The following is a 12,060-nucleotide window of genomic DNA, read 5'->3' on the forward strand; positions in this document are numbered from 1 at the left end:
AAGCCCTTACACGTAGTCGCGGCTTTCGCCTTGGCCGTCGATATTGTCGGCGCAGCGGCCGCACAGGGTGGGATGGGCGGCAACGGTGCCGACGTCGCCGACGTAGTGCCAGCAGCGCTCGCATTTGGGGGCGGCGCTGGGGGTAACGCTGGCGGCAAGGGTGTCGCCTTTCTCCAGCCGCACGGCGGAAACCAGCAGGGCGAAGCGCAGTTCATTGCCGAGTGCTTTCAGGTAGCCGTAAAGCGGCTCGGGTGCGGTCAGCACCACTTCGGCCTGCAGGGACGAGCCGACAGTTTTGTCGGCGCGCAGCGGTTCGATGGCGGCGTTAACCACGGCGCGGGCTTCGCGCACAGCGGTCCATTTGTGCAGCAGCGGCGCTTCGCCGGCGCTGGCGGGCGGGAAGTTGTGCCAGGTGTGGAACAGCACGCTGTCTTCTTCGCCGCCGCCGATGATGTCCCACGCTTCTTCGGCGGTGAAGCAGAGTATCGGCGACATCAGCAGCACCAGGCTGCGGGTGATGTGGTAGAGCGCGGTTTGGGCGCTGCGGCGGGCGTGGCTGCCGGCTTGGGTGGTGTACAAGCGGTCTTTGAGGATGTCGAGATAGAAGGCGCCGAGTTCTTCGGAGCAGAATTGGACGATGTCCTGCACGGCAAAGTGGAAGGCGTAGCGCGGGTAGTAGTCGCCGGCCACGCGCTCTTGCAGCAGGCGGGCAAGCACCAAGGCGTAGCGGTCGATTTCCACCATATCGGCAAAGGGTACGGCGTCTTCAATCGGGCTGAAGTCTTTCAGGTTGGCAAACAGAAAGCTCAGAGTGTTCCGGATGCGGCGGTAGCTTTCGGTAACGCGTTTCAGGATTTCTTTGGAGATGGCCAGCTCGCCGGAATAGTCGGTGGCGGCCGCCCACAGGCGCAGGATGTCGGCGCCGAATTCGTTATAGACTTCCTGCGGGGCGACGACGTTGCCGATGGATTTGGACATTTTGCGCCCGTTTTGATCAACGACAAAACCGTGGGTCAGAAGCTGCTTGTAGGGCGCGCGGCCGAGCGTGGCGCAGCCGGTGAGCATGGAAGATTGGAACCAGCCGCGGTGCTGGTCGCTGCCTTCGAGATACAGATCGGCCGGCCAGGCCAGCTCTTCGCGCTGTTTGAGCACGGAAAAGTGGGTGCTGCCGGAATCGAACCATACGTCCATGGTGTCGGGCAGTTTGTCGTACTGTTCGCAGTCTTCGGGCGACAGCAGCTCGGCTTTGTCGAGTTCGAACCAGGCGTTGATGCCTTTTTCTTCGATGCGTTTGGCGATTTTTTCCAGCAGCGCGGCGGAATCGGGATGCAGCTCGCCGCTTTCTTTGTGGGCGAAAAAGGTCATCGGCGTGCCCCAGTAGCGCTGGCGGGAAACCACCCAGTCGGGGCGACCTTCGATCATCGCCTGCAAACGGGCGCGCCCCCAGGCGGGGAAAAATTCGGTGTCGTCCACCGCTTTGATGGCTTTGTCGCGCAGGGTTTTGCCGTCGGTACCGGCTTTGTCCATGCCGATAAACCACTGGCCGGTGGCGCGGTAGATCAGCGGGGTTTTGTGGCGCCAGCAGTGGGCGTAGCTGTGCTCGATTTTGGCTTCGCACAGCAGGCGCTCGTTTTCGCGCAGCCAGTCGATAATCACCGGATTGGCCTGCCATACGGTCATGCCCGCCACGCGCGGCACTTCGCCGATGTAGCGGCCTTCGGCATTGACCGGATTGTAGAGTTCGATACCGTATTTGTTGCAGACAAAATAGTCTTCCAAACCGTGCGCGGGCGCGGTGTGCACCAAGCCGGTACCGGCATCGGTGGTAACGTGTTCGCCCAGTAGCAGCGGAATATCGCGCTCCAAGAAGGGATGACGGCACAGCAGGCCTTCCAGCGCAGCGCCGCTGGTTTCAGCCAGCACGGGGCAGCCTGAAAAACCGTAACGCTCCAGAGCGGCTGCGGCCAGGTCTTTGGCCAAGAGCAGGCGGCCTTTGGGCGTGTCGATCAGCTGGTAAACAATATTCTCACCGGCGCTGACTGCCTGGCTGGCGGGCAGCGTCCACGGCGTGGTCGTCCAAATCACCGCAAAGGCGGGCGCATCGTTTTCAGGCAGCCTGAAAGCCTTGGCCAGCGCAGCGGGATCTTGGAAAGGATAGGCAACGTCGATAGCGTGCGAGACTTTGTCTTTGTATTCCACTTCCGCTTCGGCCAGCGACGAACCGCAGTCCAAACAAAACTGCACCGGCTTGGCACCGCGATACAGATAACCAGCCTTGTAAATCTCGCCCAGCGTGCGCACGGTGTCGGCTTCGGTCCGGTAGTCCATGGTCAGGTAGGGTTTGTCCCAGTCGCCCAGCACGCCCAGACGGATAAAGTCTTTTTTCTGGCGGGCAATCTGCTCGGCGGCGTATTCGCGGCACAGCTCGCGAAAACGGCTCGGCGGCATGTCTTTGCCGTGCAGCTTTTCCACCATCACTTCAATCGGCAGGCCGTGGCAGTCCCAGCCCGGCACATAGGGCGCGTCGAAGCCGGCCAGCGTTTTGCTGCGGATGATGATGTCTTTCAGGATTTTGTTAACGGCATGACCGATGTGGATGTCGCCGTTGGCATAGGGCGGGCCGTCGTGCAGGATGAATTTCGGCCGCCCCGCCGCCTTCCGGCGCAGTTTGGCGTAGCGCTGCTGCTCCTGCCACTGCTTCACCCAACCCGGCTCGCGCTTGGCCAGATTGCCGCGCATAGGGAAGGGGGATTCGTAAAGATTGACGGTTTTGGAATAGTCGGTCATGGTGTTTCCAGTATATAAATGTTAATCCTGTGTCTTTTTCAGGCAGCCTGAAAGCGGCGGATTGGAACCAAAAGGGCTTCATTTTATAAGGCTGTGCGCCTAATGAAAAGCTGAAACGGCCACCCTTGGCGGTGTAAATTTGTGTCAAGTGATATTGCCAGCGGCAGCAAGCCTGATTAGCATTGTCTCCGTCTGCCCCGCGGCAGCATTTTTCCACTTACTTTTGGAGTTTGATTTATGAAAACCGCCAAACTGCTCGCCCCTTTGTCCCTGCTTCTGGCTTTGACTGCCTGCGGCGTACTCGATGACGGCTCCCATCACGACCAGCGCTATGAAGAGCGCCATGCCGAACCGCGCCACAACCACGCCAGCAGCAAATTCGAATGTGAAAACGGCCTCATCGTCGAAGTCCAACACTCCGGCCAAGACCGCCTGACGCTGATTCACGACGGCAAACGCGCCAATCTCAAACGCGAAGTTTCCGCTTCCGGAGAGCGCTACGCCGCCAAAAACGGCCTGTATGACAAGCCCACCGAATGGCACCAAAAAGGCAACGAAGCTTTCTTCCAGTTCTCCGATCCCTACGGCAACAACGTCGAAACCACCTGCCGCAACTAAGCGCGGATAAACGCTTGAAGCAGCCTGAAAACGCTTTTCAGGCTGCTTTTCTATTGTTTTTTTGATATTCGTGTTTTTCCTGTTTTCAGGCAGCCTGAAAACAGGCTAACAGGCATCAGGCCGGCAAAGCCTTGTCGCCAATATCGTGGCGGTACTGCATGCCGGCAAAACGAACGGCATCGACACCGCGATAAGCCTGCGCTTTGGCCTGTGCCACATCGTCACCCAGCCCGACCACGCACAACACCCGTCCGCCGGCACTGATAATATTGCCGGCACCATCGGCGGCGGTTCCGGCATGGAAAACTTTGCAGCCGGCATCTTCAGCCTGCTGCAGCCCTTCGATTACGTCGCCTTTGCGCGGCGAATCGGGGTAGTTTTGTGCCGCCAGCACCACACCGAGCGCGGTTTGCGGATTCCATGCAGCCTGAACTTCGTTCAAAGTGCCGTTTAAGGCAGCCTGAACCAAAACGGCCAAATCGCTGTCCAAGCGACTCATAATCGGCTGGGTTTCGGGATCGCCGAAGCGGCAATTGAATTCGACGGTATAAGGCTCGCCCTGCCCGTCTATCATCAAGCCGGCATACAGAAAACCGGTAAACGGATGGCCTTCGGCTTTCATACCGCGCACGGTGGGCAAAATGATTTTTTCCATTACCCGCTGGTGCACCTGCGGGCTGACCACCGGCGCCGGGCTGTACGCGCCCATGCCGCCGGTATTCGGCCCTTTATCGCCGTCCAACAGGCGTTTGTGGTCTTGGCTGCTGGCCATCGGCAGCACGTTTTCGCCGTCGGCCATCACGATAAAGCTGGCCTCTTCGCCGCGCAAAAAATCTTCAATCACCACCCGCGAGCCGGCATCGCCCATCTTGTTGCCGCACAGCATATCGTCCACCGCGGCATGCGCCTGCTCCAAAGTTTCGGCAACAATCACGCCTTTGCCCGCCGCCAAACCGTCGGCTTTAATCACAATCGGCGCGCCTTTTCGCTCCAAATAAGCATGCGCTGCTGCGGCATCGGTAAAAGTTTGGTAGGCGGCGGTAGGGATGCCGTGCCGCTGCATAAAGGCTTTGGCAAAATCTTTGGAGCTTTCCAGCTGCGCCGCTGCACGACTGGGGCCAAAAATCGCCAGCCCAGCAGCCTGAAAATCATCAACAATCCCCGCCGCCAACGGTGCCTCAGGACCGACAACGGTAAAAGCGATTTTTTCATCACGGCAAAATTCAATCAACTCCTGATGGCTTTTCGCCGCCAGATTAACGATTTTATTTTCCCGCGCCGTACCCGCATTGCCGGGCATCAGATACACGCACGAGACTTTTTCAGACTGCGTCAGCTTCCACGCCAAAGCATGCTCGCGGCCGCCGCCGCCGATTACCAACACTTTCATAATTATCCCTTTTCCTTTATCACAATAAGGCAGCCTGAAAACTTTTCAGGCTGCCTGTTCGATAATTTCCGCCTGCCGTGTTTCCATCCAGGCATCAAGACAATGCCGGTATGACGACAGGGGAATGCTGAATGTAATCCGGCAGTCCAGCTGCAAATCCTGCTCCAGCACCTGCGCCTGATGTTGCCGGCCTATGGTCAGCATCTGGCTGAGATGCGGATATTCGCAGCGCAGCAATACCGTTTTTTCAATATTTTTTTCGATGATTTGCGCTTCACACAAAGCCATTTCGGTCGAACTTTTATAAGCCCGAATCAGGCCGGGCACGCCCAACAGCGTGCCGCCGAAATAGCGCACCACCACCACCAAAACATCAGTCAGCCCGAAAGAGTCAATCTGCCCGAGTATCGGCCGACCGGCACTTCCCGCCGGCTCGCCGTCGTCGTTGGCGCGAAAACGGTTGCCGTCCACGCCGATGCGGTAGGCATAGCAATGGTGCCGCGCCTTATGATGCTCTTGCTTCAGCTTATCGACGTATTCTTTCACTTCAGATTTAGTTCGAACCGGATAGGCATAAGCGGTAAAACTGCTGCCTTTATCCTTAAATTCAGCCTGAACCAAAGCGGCTATCGTCTGATAAGTGAATATTTCCATAGAACCAGTTTTCAAGCTGCCTGAAACAAACCTTGTTTCACGTGAAACCTTGTTTATGCGTTTGCCTGCAAAGCGGCTGTCAGCTTTGGCACAACATCAAACAAATCACCCACCAAGCCGAAATCGGCAACATTAAAAATCGGCGCATCCGGATCTTTATTGATGGCGACCACCACTTTGCTGTCCTGCATGCCGGCGATGTGCTGGATGGCGCCGGAAATGCCGACGGCAACATACAGCTCGGGCGCAACGATTTTACCGGTTTGTCCCACTTGGTAATCGTTGGGCGCATATTCGGCATCAACGGCGGCGCGTGAAGCACCGATTGCGGCGCCCAAAGCATCGGCCAGCGGCGTCAGCAGCGCATTAAACTGCTCAGTGCTGCCCAGTCCGCGCCCGCCGGAAACCACTACCCGCGCCTGAGTCAAATCGGGGCGGTCGGACTCGGTCAGCTTGCGGCTGACAAAACGGCTCAGATTCTGCGGCGCAGTAGCCGTTACGTTGTCAATTTGGGCATTGCCGCCGCTGGCGGAAGCCTTGTCAAACGAACTGCTGCGCACGGTCAGTACCAGATGCGGATCCCGGCTGGAAACGGTAATGAACACATTGCCGGCGTAAATCGGGCGAACAAAAGTGTTTTCATTAACAATTTCAATAACATCAGAAACCTGCTGGCTGTCGAGCAGGGCGGCAACGCGTGGCATGATGTTTTTGCCGTAAACATTGGCAGCGGCCAGCAAATGGCGGTAGCCTCCGGCCAGCGATACCAGCAGCGGTGCGATTTCTTCGGCAAGGTTTTCGGCATAATGCGCCGCATCGGCCGCCAATACTTTGGCCACACCTTCGATTTGCGCCGCTTGCGCCACCAGCGCACCGATATCCGAGCCGGCAAGCAAAACGTGTACTTCACCCAGCTGTTTGGCCGCCGTTACCGCATGCAGTACGGACGGATTCAAAGTTTTGCCGTTGTGTTCGGCCAATACCAATACAGTCATTTCGCGCTCCTTAAATTGCCTTTGCTTCTTTCAGTTTTGCCAGCAGCTCATCAACGTCCGCCACCTTGATACCGGCTTGGCGCGGTTTGGGCTCGGCGTATTTTGCCACCGCTAAACGCGGCGAAATATCGACGCCTAATTCTTCAACGGTATACTTTTCCAAAGGTTTCTTTTTGGCCTGCATCAGGCTTGGCAGCTTCACAAAACGCGGCTCGTTCAAACGCAAATCGGCGCTGACCACCACAGGCAGCCTGAAAGCAAGCGTTTCCTCGCCGCCGTCGATTTCGCGGCTAACCAACACTTCACCGCCGTTCACTTCAATTTTGCCGGCAAAGGTTGCCTGCGGCGCATTCATCAGCGCCGCCAGCATTTGCGCAGTCTGGTTGGCATCGTCGTCAATCGCCTGTTTGCCCAAAAGCAGCAGTTGTGCCTCTTCCCGCTCGGCGATTTTTTTCAGCAGTTTCGCCACAACCAGCGGCTCGACGCTGCTTTCGGTTTCGATATGCACGGCACGGTCGGCGCCCATCGCCAAAGCGGTACGCAGGGTATCTTCGGCTTTTTTGCTGCCGATCGACACCGCCACCACCTCGCTCACTTTGCCCGCTTCCTTCAAACGGACGGCTTCTTCCACCGCAATTTCATCGAAAGGATTCATCGACATTTTCACATTGCCAATATCAACATCCGAACCGTCCGCTTTCACGCGGACTTTGACGTTGTAATCGACAACCCGTTTGACGGCTACCAATGCTTTCATAACAATTCCTTAAGGCTTTCGGACTGACCAAGATTTTTTCAGGCTGCCTATCGAAATCAGGCAGCCTGAAAGCCGGACGGATTTTAGCCGAAACCGCCTGATTTGGGTATGCTTCAGGCGGTATATTCTAAAACGCGGCGTAACTTATACACAGAATTCGTATTTATGCCCAGTTTTATCCACATTACTCCACATGATTATTTTGTCCTCCGCAAGGGTTTTCCGCAGGTTCGACGTCGACTCAAGATAATGTTTTATCGAATGAATTATTCTTATTCAGCAAAACAGACCGGCCATATAAACTAACATTACCAAATAAATTTCTAAAATCAGATTCGTAATAATGATAAAGCCCGGGCGCAGGAATAGCGGTTGTCTGGTCAGACAAGCTAATGTAAAGTGCGCCGTCTCAAAATATTTGGAAGGTAGCAAAATGAAAGCGGATATCGGCGTAATCGGCCTAGCGGTAATGGGGCAGAATCTGGTTTTGAATATGAACGACAAGGGTTTTAAGGTTGCCGCTTACAACCGCACCGCGTCCAAAACACAGGAATTTCTCACCACCGCCGCCAAAGGAAGCACCGTTCAGGCTGCCTACAGCTTGGAAGAACTGGTGGCGATGCTCGATCATCCGCGCAAAATCCTGCTGATGGTGCGCGCCGGCGAAGCGGTTGATGACTTTATCGATCAGCTGCTGCCGCTTTTGGATGCCGGCGACATCATTATCGATGGCGGCAATGCCAATTATCCCGATACCGAACGGCGCACCCGGGATTTGCGCGAGAAAGGCATCCGTTTTGTAGGAGCCGGCATTTCCGGCGGTGAAGAAGGCGCGCGTCACGGACCGTCGATTATGCCCGGCGGCAATGAAGAAGCCTGGCCGCATGTAAAACCGATTCTGCAGGCCATCGCCGCCAAAACGCCTTCCGGCGAAGCCTGTTGCGACTGGGTGGGCAAAAACGGCGCCGGACATTTTGTCAAAATGGTGCACAACGGCATCGAATACGGCGATATGCAGCTGATTTGCGAAGCCTATCAGTTTATGAAAGACGGTTTGGGCATGGATCACAAGCAGATGCAGGAAACCTTCCGTGCCTGGAACCAAACCGAACTCGATTCCTATTTGATCGGCATCACCGCCGATATTCTCGGCTATCAGGACAGCGATGGCAGCCCGCTGGTGGAAAAAATTCTCGACACCGCCGGTCAGAAAGGCACCGGCAAATGGACGGCCATCAATGCGCTGGATGCCGGCGTACCGCTGACGCTAATCAGCGAAGCCGTATTCGCCCGCTGCGTATCGGCGCTCAAAACACAGCGCGAGCAGGCAGCCAAGCTGTTTTCCCGCCCGAATCCCATTATCAAAGGCGAACGCGAAAGCTGGCTGGAAGCGCTGCGCCTGTCGCTGCTGGCAGCGAAAATTATCTCTTACGCGCAAGGATTTATGCTGATGCGCGAAGCCAGCGAAAGTTTCGGCTGGCAGCTGGACTACGGCAACACCGCCCTGCTGTGGCGCGAAGGCTGCATCATCCGCAGCGTATTCCTGCAAAACATCCGCGATGCCTACGCCCAAGATCCCGAATTGGTTTTCCTCGGTTCCGATCCCTATTTCCGCGATATCCTGCAAACCGCATTGCCGGAGTGGCGCAAAGTTGTCGCCAAAACCATCGAAAGCGGTATTCCCGCCCCGTGCATGACCTCGGCACTCACTTTTCTCGACGGCTATACCAGCAGCCGCCTGCCTGCCAATTTGCTGCAGGCGCAGCGCGACTACTTCGGCGCCCATACCTACGAGCGCACCGACCGGCCGCGCGGCGAGTTTTTCCATACAAACTGGACCGGCAGCGGCGGCAATACCGCTTCCACCACCTATCAGGTATAGACAGCCTGAAAAACGCTGATACGGCAAAAAGCAGCCTGAAAACCGGATTTTCGGTTTTCAGGCTGCTTTTTCGATTGTCGAACGATATTTTCAGGCTGCCAGCGTATCCACGCCGCTAAAGGCTGCAGGCAAATCCTGATTGTCAGGGAACTCCGCCCATTCGTAATTGGTGTCGTCGGCCAGCACTTTGCGCAGCAGCGCATTATTGATGGCGTGGCCGGACTTGAAGCCTTCAAAGGCGCCGATAATCGGATGGCCGACGATATACAGATCGCCAATAGCATCGAGAATTTTGTGGCGGACAAACTCGTCGGGATAGCGCAGGCCGTCGGGATTGAGCACGTCGTTGTCGGCAATCACCACCGCGTTAGACAGATTGCCGCCCAAGCCCAAACCGTGCGAGCGCATCATTTCCACTTCCTGCATAAAGCCGAAGGTGCGCGCGCGGGCGATTTCTTCAACGTAATTCTGGCCGGCAAAATCAATCTCAAACGTGGTGCCGCCGCGGTTGAAAACCGGATGGTCGAAGTCGATGGTCAGCCGTACTTTGAAGCCGTCGTAAGGCGTAAAGCGCACCCATTTGTCGCCGTCTTTCACTTCCACCGTCTTTAAAATCCGCAAAAAGCGCTTTTCCTTATCCTGCTCGACAATGCCGGCATCCTGCAGCAGATAAATAAACGGCAGGCTGGAGCCGTCCATAATCGGGATTTCCGGCGCATTGAGTTCAATCAGCGCATTATCGACGCCGTAAGCCGCCAGCGCCGACATAATGTGCTCGATGGTGCCCACCCGTACTCCGTCTTCGGTAACCACGGTGGACGACAGACGGGTGTCGTTAATCAGATAGGGCGTCAGCGGAATCACTTCGCCCTGTTTTCCCGACAAATCGGTGCGCCGGAACGAAATGCCGCGGCCCGCTTCGGCCGGATTGAGCGTCAGCAGCACGCGCACGCCCGAATGCAGACCGACGCCGGTAGCGGTGAGCTTCTTGGCCAGAGTTCGCTGTTTCATGTGTGCTTTCCAATTTTTCAGGCTGCCTATCATAACCCATACCGGCAGCCTGAAAGAAATTCCGGCTACTTTGTTTGTTTCTTTAAACAGCCGCAATAAATCCGTTTTATCTACAGCGGTCAAAAAAAGCCTGTGTTTTATCCCATACCGGCAGCCTGAAAACTCGGTATTTTCTACAAACTTTAAAACGGTATTTTTCGAGCCAAATAAACGGATTGCCACCTTATCCACAAGGAATGGCCAAACTAACTAAATACAAACAAATTAAAATTTAAATTTTCAGTTTAAACTTGGTTTTCAGGCAGCCTGAAAAAATCAGCCAAATAGCAGCGGTTTTCAATAAAGCGCTTTGCCAGTATGATGCGCGCCGTTTTTACCTTTGCAAACAACAGAAAGATTGGCTTCAAATGCTTGATACCGCTTCTCAAACCCCGAAACAAGGCGGAAACGCTTTGGCATTGGGCGTTTTGACTTCCCTGTTTTTTATGATGGGGTTCATCACCTGTCTGAACGACATTCTGATTCCCCACCTGAAAGAAGTTTTTGACCTGAACAACCGCGATTCGATGCTGGTTGGCACCGCGTTTTTCTCGGCCTATGCCGTGATGTCTTTCGTAGCGGGCAAGGTGATCGATAAAATCGGTTACAAAGGCACGGTAATCGCCGGTTTTCTGATTACCGCGCTTGGTGCCTTTTTGTTTTATCCCGCAACCGCTTCGATTCCTTTGGAAGGCGCGGCGGACAAAAATATGTATTACACCGTTTTCCTGCCGGTTTTCTTCATTATGGCAACCGGAATCGTGTTTTTGCAGGTCGCTGGCAATCCCTATGTCACGCTGCTGGCCAAGCCGGGTAAAGAATCAGCCACGCTGACTTTGGTTCAGGCGTTTAATTCGGTGGCGACAACCATCGCACCCTATGTCGGCGGCATGCTGATTCTGACCGATGCTTCCCAAACCCTTAATGCCGCCCAAAAAGCGCAAACGCTGGAAATGCCGTATCTCGGTTTGACCGGACTTTTGGTTCTGCTGGCGGTAGCGGTTGCCGCAATCAAACTGCCGGCGGCGGAAAAGGTTGCCCAAGCGGTGAGCGAAGAGACCCACGATGGGAAAACCAGCGTCTTCCAATACCGCCATATGGTGCTGGGTGCATTGGCAATTTTTTGCTATGTCGGCGCCGAAGTCGCTATCGGTCAGCAATACATCCTAACAATGGAGCATCTCAGTAACGGTGCCATCAACCACAGAAGCGGCGCCGAACTGCTGACTTACTACTGGGGCGGCGCAATGGTCGGACGTTTTGCTGGCAGTATGTTCCTGAATAAATTCCCGCCGCAAAAAGTATTGCTGACCAACGCGCTGGTGGCCGTCGGTTTGCTGCTGGCAGTGGTTTTTGCCGGGGATGTGGCGCAAGCACAAGTGGCCAAGTACGCATTACTTGCTGTCGGTTTGTTTAATTCGATCATGTTTCCAACCATTTTCTCGCTTGCCACTCAGAAACTCGGCAAATTTACCGCTGATGCATCCGGCATTATCTGCACAGCGATTGTTGGTGGTGCACTGATTCCCCTGCTGCAAGGCGACATCATTACCCGTAGCGGAAATTATTTGATTTCTTATCTGGTGCCGGCACTGTGCTATCTGTACATTGCCTACTTTGCAGTCAGCGGCAGCAAGATCAAATAATCAGGCAGCCTGAAAAAATGAAAACGGGTATCCGCACCACGGATACCCGTTTAAAAATTTCAAGCACTAAGAAAAAAAATTCTTATTTTGTAAAGAACATGCAAATTTCTATAAATTTGGATGAAAAATATGCTTGACTGAGAAAAGTCAAATCGGTATGATTGCGGTCTTTCGCTGCTTCTGTGGCGACGTTCTTTAACAGACAGATTACCGATAAGTGTGAGTGCCTTTGGTCTCACACTGCGACGGATAAGACAAGATATGTAGATTTTAGGATTTGC

The 12,060-nt window shown here is 54.9% G+C and carries 9 protein-coding genes; 3 read left to right on the forward strand and 6 right to left on the reverse strand.

The features are described from left to right. Positions 1-6 precede the first annotated feature (6 nt). Positions 7-2,787 carry an isoleucine--tRNA ligase gene (gene ileS / locus OP500_RS07755; RefSeq protein WP_238748374.1) on the reverse strand — a complete coding sequence of 927 codons (2,781 nt, stop codon included), beginning with the start codon at positions 2,785-2,787 and terminating at the stop codon, positions 7-9. A 237-nt stretch (positions 2,788-3,024) separates the two neighbouring features. Here ileS and OP500_RS07760 point away from each other — a divergent pair, with 237 nt between their 5' ends. Beyond that, the gene (locus OP500_RS07760; protein WP_274070619.1) at positions 3,025-3,405 is read left to right on the forward strand and encodes an MliC family protein; all 381 of its coding nucleotides are present in this window, start codon (positions 3,025-3,027) and stop codon (positions 3,403-3,405) included. A 115-nt stretch (positions 3,406-3,520) separates the two neighbouring features. Here the strand turns inward: OP500_RS07760 and purD are convergent, their stop codons facing one another. From purD to OP500_RS07780, 4 genes are read right to left on the reverse strand one after another with little or no spacing between them, the layout of a single operon-like run. After that, positions 3,521-4,795, reverse strand: coding sequence for a phosphoribosylamine--glycine ligase (gene purD, locus OP500_RS07765; protein ID WP_274070620.1), 1,275 nt, complete (start codon positions 4,793-4,795; stop codon positions 3,521-3,523). Between the two features lie 45 nt (positions 4,796-4,840). After that, the gene (locus tag OP500_RS07770) at positions 4,841-5,449 is read right to left on the reverse strand and encodes an IMPACT family protein (RefSeq protein ID WP_274070621.1); all 609 of its coding nucleotides are present in this window, start codon (positions 5,447-5,449) and stop codon (positions 4,841-4,843) included. Positions 5,450-5,502: 53 nt separating this feature from the next. Then, positions 5,503-6,444, reverse strand: a complete 942-nt coding sequence (locus OP500_RS07775; RefSeq protein WP_274070622.1) for an electron transfer flavoprotein subunit alpha/FixB family protein — start codon at positions 6,442-6,444, stop codon at positions 5,503-5,505. A 10-nt stretch (positions 6,445-6,454) separates the two neighbouring features. Continuing rightward, positions 6,455-7,201 (reverse strand): electron transfer flavoprotein subunit beta/FixA family protein, encoded by a 747-nt coding sequence (locus tag OP500_RS07780; protein ID WP_274070623.1) that lies wholly within the window; start codon positions 7,199-7,201, stop codon positions 6,455-6,457. 433 nt (positions 7,202-7,634) lie between these two features. On the opposite strand from OP500_RS07780, the gene gnd reads away from it, so the two are divergent. After that, a complete protein-coding gene (gene gnd / locus OP500_RS07785; RefSeq protein WP_274070624.1) occupies positions 7,635-9,083 on the forward strand; it encodes a decarboxylating NADP(+)-dependent phosphogluconate dehydrogenase in 1,449 nt (482 codons plus the stop codon). A gap of 90 nt (positions 9,084-9,173) precedes the next feature. Here gnd and lpxC read toward each other — a convergent pair whose 3' ends face one another. Then, on the reverse strand, positions 9,174-10,094 hold the full coding sequence (lpxC, locus tag OP500_RS07790; RefSeq protein WP_274070625.1) for a UDP-3-O-acyl-N-acetylglucosamine deacetylase: 921 nt from the start codon (positions 10,092-10,094) through the stop codon (positions 9,174-9,176). A gap of 407 nt (positions 10,095-10,501) precedes the next feature. Between lpxC and OP500_RS07795 the strand changes: the two genes are divergently transcribed. Continuing rightward, positions 10,502-11,779 carry a sugar MFS transporter gene (locus OP500_RS07795; protein WP_238748364.1) on the forward strand — a complete coding sequence of 426 codons (1,278 nt, stop codon included), beginning with the start codon at positions 10,502-10,504 and terminating at the stop codon, positions 11,777-11,779. Positions 11,780-12,060 lie beyond the last annotated feature (281 nt).

The sequence above is a fragment of the Kingella sp. SNUBH-2017 genome, assembly GCF_028680565.1.
Classification (GTDB): Bacteria; Pseudomonadota; Gammaproteobacteria; order Burkholderiales; family Neisseriaceae; genus Kingella_D; species Kingella_D pumchi.